The organism is Glutamicibacter sp. 0426 (assembly GCF_001906485.1).
GTDB lineage: Bacteria > Actinomycetota > Actinomycetes > Actinomycetales > Micrococcaceae > Glutamicibacter > Glutamicibacter nicotianae.
Genome location: NZ_MPBI01000001.1, coordinates 1,145,011 through 1,164,918 on the forward strand (window position 1 = coordinate 1,145,011; position 19,908 = coordinate 1,164,918).

The 19,908-nt window shown below is 54.1% G+C and carries 15 protein-coding genes and 2 tRNA genes; 2 read left to right on the forward strand and 15 right to left on the reverse strand.

The annotated features are described in order from the left end of the window. Window positions 1–25 precede the first annotated feature (25 nt). From thiL to BKX98_RS05475, 12 genes are all read right to left on the reverse strand, one after another. Complete coding sequence (gene thiL, locus BKX98_RS05415) at window positions 26–1,042, reverse strand: thiamine-phosphate kinase (protein ID WP_073706387.1); 1,017 nt, start codon at window positions 1,040–1,042, stop codon at window positions 26–28. Window positions 1,043–1,048: 6 nt separating this feature from the next. Next, complete coding sequence (locus tag BKX98_RS05420; RefSeq protein WP_073706388.1) at window positions 1,049–2,692, reverse strand: GTPase; 1,644 nt, start codon at window positions 2,690–2,692, stop codon at window positions 1,049–1,051. Next, the gene (locus tag BKX98_RS05425; protein ID WP_073706389.1) at window positions 2,692–4,458 is read right to left on the reverse strand and encodes a GTPase; all 1,767 of its coding nucleotides are present in this window, start codon (window positions 4,456–4,458) and stop codon (window positions 2,692–2,694) included. The genes BKX98_RS05420 and BKX98_RS05425 overlap by 1 nt, the downstream gene beginning before the upstream one ends. A 100-nt stretch (window positions 4,459–4,558) precedes the next feature. Then, window positions 4,559–4,634, reverse strand: a tRNA-Glu gene (locus BKX98_RS05430). 48 nt (window positions 4,635–4,682) lie between these two features. Further along, a tRNA-Gln gene (locus BKX98_RS05435) sits at window positions 4,683–4,754 on the reverse strand. Between the two features lie 138 nt (window positions 4,755–4,892). Continuing rightward, complete coding sequence (locus tag BKX98_RS17385; RefSeq protein WP_073706390.1) at window positions 4,893–5,633, reverse strand: HAD family hydrolase; 741 nt, start codon at window positions 5,631–5,633, stop codon at window positions 4,893–4,895. 18 nt (window positions 5,634–5,651) lie between these two features. Then, on the reverse strand, window positions 5,652–7,157 hold the full coding sequence (gene gltX, locus BKX98_RS05445; protein ID WP_073706391.1) for a glutamate--tRNA ligase: 1,506 nt from the start codon (window positions 7,155–7,157) through the stop codon (window positions 5,652–5,654). A gap of 102 nt (window positions 7,158–7,259) precedes the next feature. Then, window positions 7,260–8,024, reverse strand: coding sequence for a fumarylacetoacetate hydrolase family protein (locus tag BKX98_RS05450; RefSeq protein ID WP_073706392.1), 765 nt, complete (start codon window positions 8,022–8,024; stop codon window positions 7,260–7,262). A 57-nt stretch (window positions 8,025–8,081) separates the two neighbouring features. Next, window positions 8,082–10,241, reverse strand: a complete 2,160-nt coding sequence (locus tag BKX98_RS16760; protein WP_143181027.1) for a hypothetical protein — start codon at window positions 10,239–10,241, stop codon at window positions 8,082–8,084. A gap of 169 nt (window positions 10,242–10,410) precedes the next feature. Continuing rightward, window positions 10,411–11,430: a UDP-glucose 4-epimerase GalE gene (galE, locus tag BKX98_RS05465; protein WP_073706395.1), complete on the reverse strand. Its 1,020-nt coding sequence runs from the start codon at window positions 11,428–11,430 to the stop codon at window positions 10,411–10,413. A gap of 73 nt (window positions 11,431–11,503) precedes the next feature. Continuing rightward, window positions 11,504–12,598, reverse strand: a complete 1,095-nt coding sequence (locus BKX98_RS05470; RefSeq protein WP_073706396.1) for a branched-chain amino acid aminotransferase — start codon at window positions 12,596–12,598, stop codon at window positions 11,504–11,506. Between the two features lie 114 nt (window positions 12,599–12,712). Next, on the reverse strand, window positions 12,713–13,771 hold the full coding sequence (locus tag BKX98_RS05475) for a 3-isopropylmalate dehydrogenase (protein ID WP_073706397.1): 1,059 nt from the start codon (window positions 13,769–13,771) through the stop codon (window positions 12,713–12,715). A 184-nt stretch (window positions 13,772–13,955) separates the two neighbouring features. Between BKX98_RS05475 and BKX98_RS05480 the strand changes: the two genes are divergently transcribed. Then, on the forward strand, window positions 13,956–15,191 hold the full coding sequence (locus BKX98_RS05480) for a sensor histidine kinase (protein ID WP_083586630.1): 1,236 nt from the start codon (window positions 13,956–13,958) through the stop codon (window positions 15,189–15,191). 7 nt (window positions 15,192–15,198) lie between these two features. Then, the gene (locus BKX98_RS05485; RefSeq protein ID WP_073706398.1) at window positions 15,199–15,891 is read left to right on the forward strand and encodes a response regulator transcription factor; all 693 of its coding nucleotides are present in this window, start codon (window positions 15,199–15,201) and stop codon (window positions 15,889–15,891) included. A gap of 75 nt (window positions 15,892–15,966) precedes the next feature. On the opposite strand, the gene metG is transcribed toward BKX98_RS05485, so the two are convergent. The 3 genes from metG to wecB form a co-directional block, all read right to left on the reverse strand. Then, on the reverse strand, window positions 15,967–17,517 hold the full coding sequence (gene metG, locus BKX98_RS05490; protein ID WP_073706399.1) for a methionine--tRNA ligase: 1,551 nt from the start codon (window positions 17,515–17,517) through the stop codon (window positions 15,967–15,969). Window positions 17,518–17,574: 57 nt separating this feature from the next. Further along, window positions 17,575–18,582, reverse strand: coding sequence for an NYN domain-containing protein (locus BKX98_RS05495; protein WP_073706400.1), 1,008 nt, complete (start codon window positions 18,580–18,582; stop codon window positions 17,575–17,577). 123 nt (window positions 18,583–18,705) lie between these two features. Further along, the gene (gene wecB / locus BKX98_RS05500; protein WP_073706401.1) at window positions 18,706–19,890 is read right to left on the reverse strand and encodes a non-hydrolyzing UDP-N-acetylglucosamine 2-epimerase; all 1,185 of its coding nucleotides are present in this window, start codon (window positions 19,888–19,890) and stop codon (window positions 18,706–18,708) included. Window positions 19,891–19,908 lie beyond the last annotated feature (18 nt).

Genomic DNA, 19,908 nt, shown 5'->3' on the forward strand with positions numbered 1-19,908 from the left:
AGCACACGAATCGAGTCCCGAGCAGCTAGCCGAAGTGGTCAAAGCCCGTCTCGGGCTTTGCGACCTTGCCATCGACCTTCACCACTGCGCGACGCCCATTGGCCGGCTTGGCAACACCGATGACGGTAAATTCACCGGGGATCTCAACTCCCTGAGGGAAGGCGGTCAGGAGTCCGAAATCCTCACCGCCATAGAGTACCCACGACATCGGATCGGTGCCCGTCAGTTCTGAGGCAGCCTCCAGCCGAAGCGCGAAGTCCTGGAGAGCGGAAGATTCCAATTCGAGATTGACATGGCTGGCTTTGGCCATGCGCCCGGCGTCGCGGATCAGTCCATCAGATAGATCCATCATGGCTGTCGCGCCCGCTTCGGCAGCGCGTGGGCCAGATTCCAACGGCGGCACGGGACGGCACTGCGCCTGGACCAGACGGCGCACTGCCCTGCTCCAACGTCGATTGTCATGCTCGTGTTCAAGCACAGAGAGTCCTGCCCCGGCGGCGCCAACACGTCCGGCCACCGCTATGCGGTCTCCGGCTCGGACTCCGCTCCTCAGCACCTTCCCATGCTCGCATTCGCCAAGAACGGTCGTGGTAACGGAAATTTCTTGCGACTTCCCGAGGTCTCCCCCGAGAATCGTCAGTTCCCTGGCGCCAAGCTCCGCGATAGCCTCGGCAACGCCACGGCTGAAGTCCCTCACCCATTCCAGAGACGTGGACTTCGGCAGGGACAGCGAAATCACAGCGCCAGTGGCGTGTCCACCCATCGCATTAATGTCTGAAACATTTTGGGCAATGGACTTCCATCCGATGTCATAAGCATTGTGTTCCAAACCGCTGGGCCAGAGGAGCCGAAAATCCTGGTTTTCAACCAGGGTATCTACCGAGACGAGAACTTCGTTCCCGCTCACCCTCAACGCACCTGCGTCGTCGCCCGGCCCGAGACTTGCCTGCGCTGAATCGAGCAGCGGCAAGATCGCTTCCAGGATGCCTTGCTCGCCTAGGTCACCCACTGTTGCATCGACTTTTGGTTGGTTTGTAGTCACAGAGTTCTAATCGGCTTTCTTGGCTGCTGAGGTGATCAATGCTGAGTAGCTGTTGTAGGTGCCCAGATGCTGGTCAACGGGCTCAATGACTGCCTGCCTCACCAGCTGGGATACCGAGCGTTCAATATTCTTCAACGCTTTCCTTCGCTTAACTTTAGCGACTATTCGGTTGACAAACGAGCACGCCAATCCCAGGACAATGCCCAGCAGTATTCCAATGAAAACCAGAAGCGTTGGTACAGCGATACCTTCGACTCGCGGAGCCTCCGGAAGCTCAAATTGGAAGTATCCGGCAACCGGATACCCAGCGAGCCACAAAGCACCACTTAATGCCGCAACAAGTGCAACCCATTGGATGACCTTGACTACGGGCCACCACCACGAAGACCGCTCAACACCCAACGGAGTGCCGGCAATCGCCGCATCAATACCGTCATCCAGCACCGCCGTATTTGCGCGCACTTTCTCCCGCAACGGCTCTTTCCAGCTTTCCGGAAGATCTGCAGACGCTTCGGCGACGTACTGGTTGATGCCATGTTCTATAGCCGCAGTTTCTGCGATGGACAGCTCTGGACGAGAAGTCAATGACAATTCTGGGTCTTCATGCTGCCGCCCAAGATTCATCCTCTTGAGTGGATCGTTGCGCAACTTGACCAGCCAAGTGGTCAACGGCCATCCGGTGCGCGAGGCGCCACGAAGCAAGTAAGAGGTTTCCACTGCGTCAGCAATGTAATGGGCACCGTGCGCTTTGGCGATCACGCGCTCCAGCTCGGCTTGGTGCAGCTGGCTGGGCAAGCGCACTTTCTCTACTTGGAGTTCCTCGCTCAAGCAATGGATGACCTGATCAACATCTGCGCGGAGTCGACGCGTGGAAAGTGCCTTGTTCTTGGCCGCGGCCGCAATCTTGGCCTGCACGTCCGCGACTCCTTCACCCGTAGCGGCCGAGGCGCAGACGATGGGCAGATTCTCCAACCCAGACGTGGCCAAGATGCCTCGCAAGGAATCGACAACTTGTTTTCGCTCGCGCTCGGCAATCGTGTCTATCTGGTTCAGGACGATCAGCAGGTTGCCTTGCTGGCTGCGCAGGGAATTGAGATACCCGTGGTGGATTGAAGCATCGGCATATTTCTGGGGATCAAGCACCCACACCAGATAATCCACCTGGCCCACCAATCGGGAAGCGATCTTGTGGTGATCAACTGCTGTCGAGTCCATGTCGGGCAGGTCCAACAGCAGGAGCCCGGAATCGAACGTCTTTTTCTTTGCAGAGTCCGTTTGGCCGTCCCGATCCTCGATGACGTGGCGAGTTGACACTTCCAGCCAGTCCAGCAGTTCGCCAGCGCCTTCCGGTTCCCAAATGGCAGCGACAGTGTCGGTAGTCGTCGGGCGGATGACACCAGTGGTGGCAAGTTCCTGGCCCACCAGCGCGTTGAACATCGTTGATTTTCCGCTGCCGGTGGCACCGAAAAGTCCCACCACGACATGCTCCGCGGAAAGCTGGCGTCGAGATTCAGCGCGGGCGATGACGTCTGCGGCCAAATCGATGGTTTCTGGTTCCAGGTATGGCTCTGCAAGCTGCATCGCTTCCACGATGCTGTTGATTTGCGAGTTGAGGCCGCTGACGGCCCGCAGGATCTTGCGTTCGGACATCAGTGGGCCCCCTTGCCGTTCAAGCCTGCGGTAATCTTGCCCAGCCGATCAGCAAGCTCCGGTTGCGAAGTGGCAGAGAGCTCATCCAGATAGATTGAGGAGCTCTTCGCCAAGAGATCGCGTGCTCTGGAATCGAGCATCTTTCGTGCCTTGGTGGCCATGCGGCGTACCGCGTCTTCTCCGAATATTGCTTCCAGCAGTTTCTGCCCCACCAATGCCGAGCCCCCGGCAATACCGATTTCCAATCCAGTGAGACCTGCCGTTGATGCAAAGACCACAACCATCAAGATCACGGCCACCCCGTTGACGCCGAATGCGGCCATCCGGGCGGTTTTGCGCTTTCCAGCGCCTTCCTGGCGGATCATGTCCAGGACGTCTTTTTGCCAGAGCCGGATGCTTTCTGATGCTTGCTCGTTGAGATCCTGCGGCGGACGCGGCGTTGGCAAATTTGCCCGTAGCGCATGGCCGAACGGCGTGTTCTGCCACGACCTGTCGATGTCATGGCAGGCCTTGGTGATTTCAGCAATGAAGACTGTATGCAGGCCTGATTCAATGGCTTGTTCAACCCTGTGGGTCGCTGGAGGCTTCCCCGTGAGGAACGCGCCTACACGATCTCTCACCCGTCCAATGGCGCCTTCGATTCCGCGCAGCAGCTCGCCGGCTCCGACGAAGTCCTGCCATCGTGCCAGGATTTCGCCACGCAGCAATGAGCCGTCATTGAGAGAATCGTTGATCCTGGCCAAGGCTTGTGCGAAGCGTTCGCCGGTCAACGTGCGTAGTTCACCGAGCTGGTTTTCCTGCTCTTGCAGTTCAGCGATTAGTTCACTGACATCGGCGGCGGTGCGGCGCAGCGCTCCATCAAGGGTTTGGGCCGCGATTCGCTGACGTTGAGCGGAATCCGCTGCCAGCGAGTTCAGCCACGCTAGCAACGGCTCCACGTGCTCACTGGGAATCAATTTTTCTTCACCGAGCTGCGTCTCGTTGAGAACATGCAGCAGTGTGGGGTCCAGGTCCTTGTCGCTTAGTAGGCGCTTCAGGTCCGGAACGATGTCGTTTTCGGCTCCAGGAGGAACCCTGTTCAATACGACGCAGACGGTTATCTTGCGTGCACCAGCCTCGGTGAGCAGATCCCAGGGTAGAGCGTCAGCGTATCTATTGGCCGTCGTGACGAAAATCCAGAGGTCCGCTGCATTCAGAAGCTGGCCAGCTAATTCCCTGTTCTCATCGGAAACCGAATCGATATCCGGGGCATCAAGTATTGCCAGCCCTTGAGGTACTTGTTGGCGGGGTGCCATCAATAGTGCTTGGTTACTGGATGCTCCGCCCTGCGCATTGAATCCACCACCAGCTACACGTTTAAGTTCGGGAAGAATCCGGTCAGATTCAAAGAAGGGTTGGTCAACCGGGTTGAACGCCAAAACCGGAGTTCGCGTCGTCGGGCGTACCGCACCGGAAAGGCTTACCTGTTCCCCCAGCAGCGAATTTACAAGAGTCGATTTTCCTGAGCCCGTGGATCCTCCGACAACCACCAATAGCGGTGCGCCGAGGTTCGACATTCGAGGTATCAGGTAGTCCGAAATTTGGTGCAACACCTTGTTGCGCAGCACTTCGAATCCGGATGCATCTCGTGGCTGAGGGTTGACAAAAGACAGCTCACTGAGCAGATCCTGAAGCTCGTTCAAATGCTTCACGGCTTCGCTGCCGGTTCCGGATGGCGAAGCGGTTTCCTGCCCTGAGCTCTTATCCAGATCTGAATTCGACTCCATGAGAACTATCTTGCCTCATGCCAACAGGTAATTTCGCTAGCCCAGTACTGATTTTGTCCGGGAAAACACGAAAACCGCGGATTTCTCCGCGGTTTTCCATTGGTGACCCCAACGGGATTCGAACCCGTGTTGCTGCCGTGAGAGGGCAGAGTACTAGGCCGCTATACGATGGGGCCGTATGTTGAAGAGCTACCTTCAACTCATCAAATTTCTTTGATGAAGCGCTGGGATACCAGGACTCGAACCTAGAATGACGGAACCAGAAACCGTTGTGTTGCCAATTACACCATATCCCATTGTGACTTGGCGTTTCAGGAATTCAGCTAATTATCATTCCGGCCACTGCCGTAGCACGAGATAAAACTATACCGGCCAAATGACCAGCGCACAAATCGAGCACCGTGACTGGTTTTCCACCGGGATTCCACGGAAATTCAGGACAGAACCGTCCTGAGCGACCCCAATGCCTTCACCCGCCATCCAGGAAAATTCTTGTGAAATGAAGCACGGTCCAGGAGCACTGACTGTAGTCCAGCGTCCATCGCCCCTTGATAGTCATTAATCGGGTTATCCCCTATGTACAGTGTGTGGGCCGGCAGACTCTTCAGTGCAGCGCACCCGGCCAGGAACGGGGCCGAGTGTGGTTTCGGTGCCCCAGCGGAATCGGAACCAATGACGCATTGGAATCCAGCGAGCCCTGCGGCCTGCAGCTTGTCACGTTGGTATGACTCGACATTGTTGCTAACCGCGCCATACGGGATCCCCAGAGACTCCAGCTGGTCCAAGAATGCCGGCACGTCACCAAAGGGCTTCCACGACTCGCGAACTTTCGTCTCATATTCATGAGCCCAACGTGCATATGCTTGGCCGCTGGGGGCGGTGGCCCCTGCCAGCCTGTATGCGCGCTGCAGCCGCACTTCTCGCTGGCCAAGGAAAGTCAGCTCGCCTGCCATGTACCTGTCATAGGCCTGCGCGCCATCATCTGCGAAATCTGCTGCGATCGCAGCTATTCGTTCAGGATTCAGATGCGCCAACGCCGGCGCAGACAAGGATACGAAGCCTTGGATAGCGGCGGAGCGCAAATCCACGAGGGTCTCATCGATATCGAAGAGAACGCCCCGGATAGGAACAGTTGCAGGACCGCTTCCATCCGAGGCGTTCACAGTGCTTCTCATCGAGTTATCGAAGAATCTCTAGCGGGACTCGCCAAATGCACGCAGCCGTTTCAGGCTCGACTCGCGTCCAAGAATTTCCATGGACTCGAAGAGTGGTGGCGAAACGCGCTTTCCGGAGATTGCAACGCGGGCTGGACCGAATGCCTGGCGAGGCTTCAGTTCCAGTTCGTCTACAAGTTTCGTGCGCAGGGCTGCCTGAATGGTTTCAGCGTTCCATTCGGCAAGGCCTTCCAGGCCCTGGATGCTAGCGTCGATCACTTCAACCAGGTTTGCAGGCATGCCCTTGAGTGCTTTTTCTTCGATGGCAATTTCGTCATCAGCCTTGAAGAGGAACTCAAGCATGTCGGTTGCTTCTCCCAACAGCGCAATGCGTTCCTGAACCAATGGCGCCGCCTGATCCAAGATCTCGTTTTCGCGTTCTGTAAGCACTTCGCCCACTAGGCCCGCGGCCTGCAGGTAAGGGACCAAACGATCACGGAAATCCTGCGGCTCCAGCATGCGCACGTGAGTGCCGTTGATTGCTTCTGCCTTCTTCACATCGAAGCGGGCAGGGTTGGACAGCACATCCTTTACGTCGAAGGCTTCAACCAGCTGTTCACGCGAGAAGATATCTTCATCAGCGCTCAGCGACCAACCCAGCAGCGCCAGATAGTTCAGCAGGCCTTCCGGGATGAAACCATTGTCGCGGTGGAGGAACAGGCTGGATTCCGGATCACGCTTGGAAAGCTTCTTGTTGCCCTGGCCCATGACGTACGGCAGGTGGCCGAAGCGTGGCATGTACTGGGCAACGCCGATGTCATGCAGCAATGCGTACAAGACGACCTGGCGCGGAGTCGAGGACAGCAGGTCCTCGCCACGAAGCACATGGGTAATTCCCATCAGCGCATCATCGATTGGGTTGACCAGGGTGTACAGCGGCTTGCCGTTGGCGCGCACCACCACGTAGTCGGGAACTGATCCAGCCTTGAAGGTGATCTCGCCACGCACCAAGTCATTGAAGGTGATGTCATGATCTGGCATGCGAACACGCAATACCGGTTCGCGGCCTTCGGCCTTGAACGCGGCTTTCTGCTCATCGGTCAGCTCGCGGTCGAAGTTGTCATAGCCTAGCTTCGGATCGCGCCCAGCCGCCTTGTGGCGAGCTTCGACTTCCTCGGGGGTTGAGTAGGACTCGTAAAGATGGCCAGCTGCACGAAGCTTCTCAATGACATCCTGATAGATGTCACCACGCTGCGACTGGCGGTATGGCTCATGAGGACCGCCCGCGTTGACGCCCTCGTCCCAATCAATGCCCAACCAAGCCAAGGCATCCAGAAGCTGGTTGTAGCTTTCCTCGGAATCGCGCTTGGCATCGGTGTCTTCAATTCGGAAAATCATCTTGCCGCCGGTGTGACGCGCATAAGCCCAGTTGAACAGGGCAGTACGGATCAAGCCTACGTGAGGGGTACCAGTTGGTGATGGGCAAAAGCGAACGCGTACCGGAGTATCTTCTGTAACAAGGGGAATCAACGATAGATCAGTCATGATGCTTTCATTCTATGCCTTCAAGACGGAAACCGGCACTTAAAGCGCAAGGCTCCCGATCACATTAGTGATCGAGAGCCTCACAGTCTCTACCTATGTTGCCTAACGGCGGAAGACGGTTCGCAAGGAGCCGATCCCCTCAACGTCCACTTCTACAACGTCGCCTTCATTGACCAGTCCGACACCAGCTGGGGTGCCGGTCATGATGACGTCGCCTGGCAGCAAGGTAAATGCTTCGGAAGCACGGGCAACGAGTTCGTTGACCGGCCAGATCATGTCATTGGTAGTTCCGTCTTGGCGAACCTCGCCATTCACTCGGCTGACGATAGTCAGATCATCTGCATCTTCGATTTCGGTTTCGATCCACGGTCCAAGCGGGCAAGAACCGTCAAATCCCTTGGCACGAGCCCACTGCGGATCCGTGCGCTGGGCATCGCGTGCGGTCAGATCGTTTGCCACCGTGTAGCCGAAGATCACGTCCTGCGCCTTGTCGGCCGGAACATCCTTGCAAATGCGGCCAATTACCACGGCCAGTTCGCCTTCGAAGGAAACTTCATTCGAAAACGCCGGGAGGGTGACGGGGTCTCCATGGCCCACTACGGAGGTATTTGGCTTCAAGAACATTAATGGTTCGGCCGGAACTTCATTGCCCAGCTCCTTGGCATGCTCGCGGTACGTGCGGCCAAAGCCAACGACCTTCGAACGAGGGATGATTGGGGCTACCAGCCGGACATCATCCAAGGAGTGCGTAGCACCAGTCGTCTTGATCCCCTGGAAAAACGGATCTCCGGCCAAAACATGAATATCGTTACCGTCAACGACGCCGTACAGCGGGTCGCTATCTACTACAAATCGTGCAATGCGCATGAATACAAGCCTAAACCAGAAGTTACTGTTTCATAGCCGCGTTTCATAATGGAGAATCTATCCTTTGGGGACTAAATCGAGCAGAACAAGATCTGTCTGGTTTAGCGCATTGTAGACAGCCCCTCCAGGCGTGACGGCTAGTCGATTCCCGAATTGCTCATTGCCAGTACCGATCTGGTGATATGTTCCAGTACGTAAATTCAAAAAACTGCATTTCCCGTGCGCACTATGGACTATCTTTTCGCCCCCACCTAGTACAGCCAGGTTAGCGCTGGACCAGCCAGCCCGAAATTCAGCATTATTGGCCTCTATCAGATCATGGCCTGCGACCAAGGAACCCGTTTCCTTGTTAATCACCTTAATACCCTGATGATCTGCGATTAAAAGCCACCCACCCAATAGAGTTGGCGAGTACAGGGCACCTGCATGCTTGACAGGCGCTTCTGACCAAACAACCTTTTTCGATGCAATATGGAGCTTGAATACGGTTCCATCACCTTTTGTGTCTGGGATACCGTATCCGTTTCTGACGGAAGTCGTACCAAACAGATATTCATCATCTGCGCATAAACCAACTATGGAGTGATCCTCAGCTATTCCCATCGATTTAGCGTTAAGAACCCAAACGATCTCATCCTTGACCGGGTCGATCATGCCCACGACTCCCCCTGCGAGGCCGTAATCCGGAACTGTCCCGAAGAATACATTCTTTGCATTCGTCGCCCAACCGAACGGTCTGGACTGGTGATACTTTCGACCAAGCCGCGCCAGCATCTTATAGCCCGATTCTTGATTCCGTTTGTCGACGTCCATTGAGATAATATCTCCACCTGGATAAGAGCCGACATAGATACGATTGGTACCGTAGACAACCATTCCCTCGATCTGCTGGATCGGGCCTCCTACCGAGGATGAGTTCCACGAATCACCGGTAGAAAGCGAGATGGATGAAATGCTTCGCGCTTTATATCCACCAAGGTATAACGTATCGTCCCCCAGAGCCACGATAGATTGAATTTTGAATGAGCTAGGGTCTAGCTCGATTATCCTTTGACTATCTTGGTTCCCAGTACTGACGTTGTAAATTTGCAGTAATATGCCTTCATCCTGCTGGGTATAAACTATTACTCGCTCGCCCAAGTTTGAAATGCAGTAGGGCTTTTCTGCAGAAATACGCGAGATTTCTACTTTCGCGAAGTCCTTTGCGGAAATTCTAAACAAGATGTTGTCGATTATTGCAAAGAAATGCCCATCTTTAACCCGCGATATCACACGTTGCGACCACATGCCTCGAATTGGCTCTAACCAAGATTTGGCTTCCCGGTCGTAAACCATTTGGGGAGCTACGCTGCTAGCGGAGACAACTACCTTGGAATCAAATAGCCGAATTGAACTGACGAAGCCAGTGGGGACGCTTTCAGGGAGGGTAATTCGTTGCGGCGTGCTATCGCTAGCAACGTTGAGAAAAAAGACGCGAGGATTGCTAGCACCTGTCCCCGCCCAAACGTTACCCTGTTCATCAACTGCGATATTTCGAACATAGTCAGAGTCATCAGCTAGGCGCTTGAAAATCCTGACCGAGTTATCCTTGGTCGAAATCTTGAAGACGGAGCCCGAAGGATAAGTGCCGCCAAACACATTTCCGGATTCGTCGATGTCAAGTGAATAAAGTGTTGTCGCATTTTCAACTCGTGCAATCCGTGTGACATTGCTAGGCCGTTGAGAATCCCACATGATAACCGACGAATCAACCGATAAATATAGTTTCCTGTGTTTGGGATCCCAAGCTAAGGAATCCAAACCTGTACCGTATTCATCCGGTATTTTTAGTACGTGGCGAATTTTGCCTTTCGAAGGATCAACAATTTGAAGTTCATTGTTGGTTCCGACAATTGCTACAGCCAACCAAGGTGCAGTTTCCCCAAGTCCCACCAACTCGACGACGTCAAGTATTCTAACTGTCGAGAATGCCTTTGCCTGCCGTTGTGAATACCCGCCAGTAGACGGGCCTCGGTCAAATCTGCCAATCAGCCGCTGGTCTTTCGGTACAGGTCTCGTCAGTTCAACCTTCGGGGCAGTAAGCGGTTCTGCTGTGGGAACTTCAGAGTGTGGGTCATTCAATATCGATAAACTTGCAGATGCACCCCCGAGCAGTGCAAGCGCGAGGAATCCTCGTCTTGGAACATTGCCTGGCCCTGAGGAATCTTTTTCTGGCATTGGAACCTTACGTCGGATGCACCCGCCACCACGCCGAACTGTTCCTTGACGCCGGCAAGGTGATCTGTCGGCGCCAGGAACAAGATTCTAAAGAGGAAAACTCCTCAATGCGCGCGATTATTCGGCACTATTACGGCTATGACAGCGGAAGCTTTACAAGTCTTAGCTGTTATACGTTTTGACGATATCCGTCCGGATTTTGCTCTTGCCAGCGCCACATATCTTCAACCATTTGTTCAAGTCCGCGCTCCGCTTTCCACCCCAAATCCAGCATCGCTTTTTCAGGATGTGCATAGCTCTCTGCGACGTCGCCTGGACGTCGCTCAACAACTTTATAAGGAACATCTCGCTTGGAGACTCTGGCGAACGCCTGAATGACTTCAAGAACCGACGTGCCGTGACCAGTACCCAGATTCCAAGCATTGACGCCTTTATGAGTACTCAAGTAGTTAAGTGCTGCAAGGTGCCCCGCCGCAAGATCCATAACGTGGATATAGTCTCTGACACCAGTTCCATCGGCAGTTGCGTAGTCGTCGCCGAAAATATTCACTTTTTCTCGTTTGCCAATAGCGACTTGGGCAACGAAAGGCATCAAATTATTTGGAACACCTTGTGGATCCTCGCCGATCTGCCCAGATTCATGAGCACCAACCGGATTGAAGTATCGCAGATTGGCAATCGACCATTGTGGATTCGAGGCACCAAGTTCTTCGAGCATCTCTTCAATATGAAGCTTTGTACGACCATAAGGATTGGTGGCACTACGCACGGTGGTTTCGAGTAACGGCAGTTCAACAGAATCCCCGTAGACTGTAGCGGATGAACTGAATACGAGCTTTTTACACCCAGCCGCCGACATCGCATCGAGCAAGTTCAGAGTACCAACTACGTTATTCCGATAGTAAAGCAACGGTTCAGAGACCGATTCACCAACTGCCTTCAAACCGGCAAAGTGAATAACCGCATCTGGCCGGGATCGCATTACTATCCCATGCAGTTCGTCACGATCAAGCAGGTCCGCCTCGTAAACTTCCACCGCACGATCTGTGAGCTTTTGTACTCTTAGCAGAGACTCGGGTGACGAGTTACTAAAGTTGTCCAGCACCGAAACGGTATGTCCTTCTTCAAGGAGAAGGAGAACAGTATGGGAACCAATGTACCCAGCGCCACCGGTGACTAGAACATGCATTCTGATCCTTACATTGGAAAACAATAGTCTCAGGACTTAAGCCCTGAGACTATCGTAGACGTTTAAGAAGTTTCTATGCCAAACGCTCCAGCCAACCATGACGGTCTTCCACGGTGCCCAGCTGAATTCCCAGCAGTTCTTCGCGGATGGACATGGTCACTTCGCCGGCGGCAGCGTTCTCGTCTCCGATGAGTTCTTCGCCGTTCTTCAGCACGCCGATTGGTGTGATGACAGCTGCAGTACCGCAAGCGAAAACCTCTGCAATGTCGCCCGAGGCGATGCCCTCACGCCATTCATCCAGGGTGATCTTGCGCTCTTCGACTTCCATGCCGCGGTCCTTCGCGAGCTGGATGACCGATGAACGGGTCACGCCTTCAAGAATGGTTCCCGTCAATGCTGGAGTCACCAGCTTGTTGTCCTTGGTGACGAAGAAGACATTCATGCCGCCAAGTTCTTCGACGGCATTGTCATTGAAGGAGTCAAGGAACAGGACCTGCTTGCAGCCGTTTTCTTCGGCTTCGAGCTGGGCTACGAGCGAAGCGGCATAGTTGCCACCGCACTTGGCCGAACCGGTACCGCCTCGGCCTGCACGCGCATAGTTCTTCGAGACCCAGATGGCAACCGGCTTGAGTTCACCGCCGAAGTAATTGCCTGCAGGCGATGCGATGACTCGGTAGGAAACCTCACGGGCCGCGCGCACCCCGAGGAATGCTTCGGTAGCAATCATGAAAGGACGCAGATACAGAGCTTCCCCGTCACCGGCCGGAACCCAATCGATATCAGTCGCCACCAGCTTGCGTAGCGACTCGACGAAAACTTCTTCATCCAGCTGCGGGAGCGCAAGGCGCTGTGCGGACTTGTTCAAGCGGGCAGCATTGGCACGCGGACGGAATGTCCACACTGAACCGTCTGCATGGCGGTAAGCCTTGAGTCCTTCGAAGATTTCCTGGCCATAATGCAGTACTGAAGCCGCTGGATCCATGGCGATTGGGCCATATGGCTCTATTCGAGCGTCATGCCATTCACCGTTACGTCCGCTATCGTCTGCCGACCAGTCGATAACTGCGGTGTGATCAGTGAAGAAGTCTCCGAACCCAGGATTTGCCAAGACGTCAGCTCGCTCCTGCTCACTCTTGCGATTCGTTGAGAGATTTTCGGTGAATTCCATCTACCCTGGACTTCCTAGTTCAATAAACAAAGAACGGATGCTCCACGCCTCTGCGGAACATCCGTTCGTGGATTTGCTACTGGTTAGTGGCTAACCAGAAACGTCACTTTCAGCTTATGCCAGTAACGCGACAATTGCATCGCCAATTTCACTGGTGGTGCGATTATCGGTCAATTCTTGACGTGAAGTGATCTCTTTTTCAACAGCTTGCTCAACTGTCCATGCTTCATCAACCAAACCGAGATGGTCAAGCATCAGTGCCACCGACAAGATTGCCGCAGTTGGGTCCGCCTTCTGCTGACCCGCAATATCCGGTGCAGAACCATGAACTGGTTCAAACATCGAAGGGTAGGTGCGGTCCATGTTGATGTTGCCACTGGCAGCCAAGCCGATCCCACCGGTGATGGCGCCGGCTTGGTCCGTGAGGATGTCTCCGAAGAGGTTATCCGTGACAATCACGTCGAAGCGCGAAGGGTCCGTAGTCAAGAAAATGGTTGCCGCATCCACGTGCAGGTAGTCATGGGTAACCTCTGGGAATTCCTGCGCAACCATTTCGACCGTTCGCTTCCACAGATGTCCAGCATGCACCAGCACGTTGTGCTTATGGACCAGCGTTACGTGCTTGCGTTCACGCTCTGCTGCGCGGCGGAATGCGTCCCGGACAACACGTTCTACGCCATAGGCTGTATTCACGGATACTTCGGTGGCGATTTCATGCGCGGTGCCCGTGCGAACCGAGCCACCATTGCCGACATACGGTCCTTCGGTGCCTTCACGAACTACTACGAAGTCGATTTCACCCGGGTTAGCCAGAGGGCTTTCAATTCCTGGATACAGCTTCGCCGGACGCAGGTTCACGAAATGGTCCAGCGAGAAGCGGAGTTTCAATAGCATCTCGCGCTCGATGATGCCGGACGGAATTCGGGTATCCCCGGGAGCTGCGCCAACAGCACCGAAGAGAATTGCATCATGCTTCTTGATAGCTTCCAAGGTCTCTTCCGGCAGAGTTTCCCCGGTCTCCAACCAATGCTCCGCACCAAGCTTGTAGTCAGTCAGCTTGACCTCGGTCTTGCCTCCGTTAGTGACGAATTTCAGAACCTTGACGGCTTCAGCAACAACTTCTGGGCCAATACCGTCACCCGGAATGACCGCAATATCAATTACATTTCCCATGGAAAAGATTCTATCGACTAGCGTCCGCTATTTGAGAGTTCATCTCATATAATGAGATTACTTCGATTTGAAACGACATATTTCCTCCCTGGGCATGAGGTCGCGCAGCCTTCGCTAGCGATAACCTTGGATACACAAGGTCCATGGCTTCGCTACCAGGATCGGCTGTTACTAACACGTTGAATTGCAGGAAAACTTGATCTTTGCCAATCCCCACCGTCGTATCGACGGTTGGATCCGCGAGAATCCCGGACGAGTCGATTTCATCACCGGTCTGCTATACACGCTAATTTGCATGCCGGCAGCTCTCGGCTTGGCATCATCAATGTCGACTCCTGCATCCTTTGTAGCCGTGCTGACGCTGTCAATCCTTCAATCCGCACCGCTGATGTTGCGGCGTCGATATCCATGGCCCGTCACCCTCGTCGTAGCCACCGGCCACCTTATGCAGCTTGCGTTTGATGGGCTCATTCTGTTCTCGCAGGTCTCGGTGCCGATCCTTGTCTACACAATGGCTGTCTATGGGAAACGCTGGCAATCCTTCAGTACGCTGGGGCTTGGTTTAATTGGCGCGTTGCTGGCGACGTTCAGTATGTTCGGGGCGTCAAGGAATTCACCTGATCCAACGCCGGTCTTCACTTTCGACATGATGATTTCCTTCGTGGGCCTTGCATTGGTTGTCACCCTGTCTTGGACCTTCGGTGATCTGGCCCGCACGAGACGACTGGCAATGAAATCATTGCGTGAACATGCCGAGCGGCTAGAAAAGGAGCGACTTATAGAGCGTGCTCTGGCTGCATCAGATGAGCGAAACCACATTGCCCGGGAGATGCATGACATCGTCGCGCATTCACTCTCCGTCATCATCACCCAGGCAAACGGGGCACGATATGCCGCGGCCAAAGACCCGGAGATCGCCATCGAGACTCTAAAGACAGTTTCGGATACTGGCCGCGCATCACTGAAAGAGATGCGCAGGCTCCTGGGCGTTCTGCGAAAAGATGAGGAGCTGGAGAATCGCCCTCTTCCGTCGCTGGCAAACATACCTGAACTTGTAGAAAGCGTTGCCGTGTCCGGGCTCGACGTCCAGCTGGAAACTTCGGGAACCCCACGGAAAGAACTGCCTGCAGGCGCGGAGCTCACTATTTATCGATGCATTCAAGAATCGCTCACGAATGTCATTAAGCATGCTGGCCCGGACACTCAGGCCAAAGTCCATATTGAATGGAGTTCCCGGGGCTTGAATCTGACCGTCAGCGACGACGGGCGAGGTGCCGGGTCCATCGTCCTTGAAGGCACAGGCCAAGGCCTGCAGGGGATGAAAGAACGAGTAGCCTTATATGAAGGTACCTGTACTGCGCTCCCCCGGGCTGGGGGCGGTTTCGCTGTTAATGTCTACATCCCATACACCGAGGACTAATTTTCAAATGCCTAAACCCGAAGCCATCAAGGTTGCCTTGGTCGATGATCAACTGCTAGTTCGCAGTGGTTTCAGAATGCTGATCAATTCCCAAGACGATATGGAAGTCATTGTCGAGGCAGGCAATGGCCGCGAAGCGCTGGCTGCACCACTAATGTCCCAGGCGGACGTCATCTTGATGGACGTGCGGATGCCGGAAATGGATGGAATCGAAGCTACCGAGCGACTGCTGGATCCGGATAAGAAGGCCGCGGATGGCCCAAAGATCATCGTGCTGACGACCTTCGACATGGATGAGTACGCGCTGAGCGCGATTCAAGCCGGCGCCAGCGGATTCCTTCTCAAAGACGCTCCCCCAGAAGAACTCTTGGAATCCGTGCGCACCGTCAATCGAGGCGATGCCGTAATAGCCCCGTCGACCACTCGGCGGTTGTTGGACCACATGGCGCCAATGCTCAAGAAGAATTCATCACAGCACAATGCTCACCTTGTTGCCGCTGTAGAATCGCTGACGCCTCGCGAACGGGAAGTTTTCGGATTGATTGCAGAAGGCTTTTCCAACCCTGAGATTGCCGACAAGTTATTCCTGTCTGAAGCGACAGTCAAAACTCACGTAGGCCACATCTTGGCAAAATTGGAAGCTCGAGACCGGGTTCAGGCAGTTGTCATCGCGTACCAGACGGGCGTCGTCACTCCCTGATTGACTGCAAAAATTGAGGTATTCTGCCCAAATTTCAATTTGGGCAGAATACCTCAATGTTCATTCTGGTACTTCTTACTTCTCTTCTTCGTAGCGTGGGAACACTGGCGATGGAGCCGGCAGTTCAGTTCCAGGAACCAAAGCGCTGTCGAAGGACTCGAAGGTTCGCGCAGAACCTTCTCCAACTGCCAACGCGTTGAGCATCGAAGTCATTGCCTGGGGCAAGACTGGCTGAAGCAGCAAAGCGACCTTGCGGACAATCTCGATGGTCACGTACAAAACCGTCGCCATACGCTCTGGATCAGTCTTCTTCAGCTTCCAGGGCTCTTGCTCAGCGAAGTAGGCGTTGGTGTCGCCCAGAACGTGCCAGACGGCTTCAAGCGCCTTGCTGAACTCCTGACGGGAGTACGCGTCGCGGTTGATTTCCAGCAGTTTGCCGGCAGCGTCCAATATTTGCTGATCGGCTTCCAGCAATTCCCCGGGCGTCGGGACAACTCCCCCGCAGTTCTTCGTAACCATGGACAGTGAACGTTGCGCAAGGTTGCCGAAGTTATTTGCCAAGTCACCATTTATACGGGCAACGATGGTCTCATGGTTGTAACTTCCGTCGGCGCCAAAAGGGACTTCACGCAGGAAGAAGTAGCGTACCTGATCCAGACCGTAACGGTTCACAAAATCGTCTGGAGACACGGTGTTGCCCAAGGACTTGGACATCTTCACGCCATTGTTGTGCAGGAACCCGTGGATCATGACGCGCTTCGGCAACGGCAATTTGGCAGACATCAAGAATGCAGGCCAGTAAATCGCATGGAATCGCGAGATGTCCTTGCCGATGACGTGGACATCTGCCGGCCAGTATTTGCGGAAGGAAGCGGAATCGACGTCTGGGAATCCAACTCCAGTCAGGTAGTTGGTGAGTGCGTCGACCCACACGTACATGACATGCTTCTCATGGCCCGGTACTGGGATGCCCCAGTCAAAGGTTGTACGGGAAATGGAAAGGTCGGTCAGACCGCCTTCGACGAAACGTACTACTTCATTGAAGCGGGAACGCGGCGCGCCGAATTCAGGGTTGTTTTGGTAGTAGTCCAGCAACTTGTCCTGGTACTTGGACAGTCGGAAGAAGTATGACTCTTCTTCTGTCCAGGTAACCTCTGTGTCAGTTTCGATGGCATAGCGGATGCCATCTTCACGAACTTCCGTCTGTTCCTCGGTGTAGAAAGCTTCATCGCGTACAGAGTACCAACCGGCGTACTTATCTAGGTAAATGTCATCGTTGGCTTCCATACGGCGCCACAGTTCCTGTGCAGCCGCATGATGGTCCGCATCAGTAGTACGGATGAAGCGATCGTAGCTCGTTCCCAGCTCATCGTTCATGGCCTGGAAAGCATCCGAGTTTCGCTGCGCCAGTTGAGCCGGCGTGATGCCAAGATTCTCTGCGGTCTGCATCATCTTCTGGCCATGCTCGTCGGTGCCGGTCATGAAGAAGACATCAAAACCGTCGAGCCGCTTGAATCGAGCCATGACGTCGGTTGCCACTACCTCATAGGCGTGCCCAATGTGCGGGGTACCGTTTGGGTACGAAATAGCCGTGGTGATGTAAAAAGGTTTTTGCTGAGAAGTCACGATATAAATTTACCTTAGCTTGCGTCTGAAAGCGGATTTCCGGATAGGGCTGACTCGTCACATGATCCTGTCCAGGTACCCCCAGAAGGCGCCTCGCAATGTGCGTCGAATGGTCTGCTGATCGGTTTTCCATTCACCAAGCACCTGGGCGCAGTCCTTGAGCAATGTCCGGTCAATTTCGGGTGGCAACTGAGGCTTGTCTGCAATCAGTTCTACTACGTCGTGCTGCGTAGTAAAGGCCAGCCAAGATTCAGCAACTTTCGCTCCGATCTCTTCTGCAACTTTCAATTCTTTTTGCTCGTAAGCTGCAGAGCCCTGATAGCCAGAGCTATCTCCACCACTGGAGTAGACCACCTCTGGTTCGGTGTCCCGTTCCATTTTTGACTTAGCAACAAGCTTCTGAGCCATGACTGCAGGTGTGGGAACTACCGGCTTTGCAACTGGCTTTGGTTCTGTTTCTGTCGATGCACTAGCAATCAGAGAGGTTTTTTCAGAATGATTTTTGTCCCACTCGAGAACCTTAGTGAATGCGCTATCCAATAATTGATTAGGAACGGTTTCGATGTAGTCAGCGGTTAACGCCAAGTGTTCAGCGACGGAAGCTACGCCAAGTCGGCTATCGGATTTCGCTACGCCAAGTAGCACGACTTTCATCCCTAAGTCCTGCGCTTCCTCAACTGCTTCGGCGAGGTCATCATCCCCGGAAACCAGATATGCGATGGAAGCAGAACCATTCCGAGCAACACCAACTAAGTCCAGTGCCAGTCTCAAGTCCACACCTTTTTGCTCGCCATTATAGGAGATACGTCCTAGGCGGACTTTAACGCCTGGTATCAAGCCAATACGCTTATGCTGTTCGGTAAATAGGCCGTCCTTCGAGGCGTCATACCAATAGACGCGAAGGTTATTCAGACCCGTATTCTTCTTGACCGTTTGCACAATCCCGCGTATTAAAGCCTCGTAATGAGTTGTGAAGGCTGAACGTAGGGTAGTTCCGGCGGCACGATGGCCGCCTAGTGACAGTAGAAAACCGGCATCAATAAATATTGCAGTTTGATTCATCATGTTTCGATCGTACTGATTAAACTAGGCAAACCATATTGGTTAGGTCCGCACCGCATGGATCTTTCCCTATCAAACCCAGAAAAGGCCAGTTCAACAGATGTTGAACTGGCCTTTTCAACCGAACTAGATGCTGGTTGCGCGCATCATGTCATCTGGATCAGAGAGCTTAGAATCGAATTCCTCGATACGGGAACCTACGCCAAGCAATTCTGCAATGGCAGCGACAGTACGTTCGGATGCCTTGCCATCACCGTAAGGATTTACAGCATTAGCCATCTCGTTGTACGCGGCCTCATCGTGCAACAGCTCAGATACCGAGTCGAAGATACGCTTCTCGTCGGTACCGATTAGACGTACAGTACCCGCGGCCACTGCTTCAGGTCGCTCGGTGTTCAGGCGCATGACAAGTACTGGCTTGCCAAGGCTTGGAGCTTCTTCCTGAACGCCGCCGGAGTCGGTCAAGACGACGGTCGAGGCATCAATGATGCGAGTGAATTCACCGTAAGCCAAAGGCTCGGTCAAAGTGACATTCGCCAGTCCATCGATTTCCGGAAGCAATGCTTCGCGAACCGCAGGATTGCGATGCAGCGGCAAGATGAATTCGACATCCGGTTCAGCGTTGGAAAGCTTGGCCAGTGCACGACCGATGCCGCGCATCGGTTCGCCCTGGTTTTCACGACGATGAGTCGTAACCAGAACGATGCGCTTGCCAGAGGAAACCAATTCCTCCAACTTCGGATCCGAGAAAGGAACCTTCTTCTCGACAACCGTCAGCAATGCATCAATGACGGAGTTGCCGGTGATGACAATGTCGCTGCCCTTGAATGTTTCACGCTCAAGGTTGCGCTTGCTCAACAAAGTTGGAGCCAAATGCAGGCTGGCGATCTGGCTGGTCAGCTTGCGATTAGCTTCCTCCGGGAATGGAGAGAAGATATCGTAGCTCCGAAGCCCAGCCTCAGCGTGAACAACTGGGATACCGCGGTAGAAAGCCGCGATCGCACCAGCGGTCGAAGTAGTGGTATCACCCTGGACCACCACAGCATCAGGCTTCTCTTTCTCGAAAATCTCATCAAGACCGGCAATGGTCTTAGTGAGCAGGCCGTTCAGGGTCTGGCGGGGCTGGATGACATCCAAGTCATAGTCCGGCGTAATGCCAAAGAGCTCATTTACCTGATCAAGCATTTCACGGTGCTGTCCGGTGACGACAACAACGCATTCAAATTCGTCGGCTTCTTTCAAAGCCTTGACGATTGGCGCAACCTTGATGGCCTCAGGACGAGTACCATAGATCGGCATGATCTTCTTCATAGATATCTACCTTGTCAG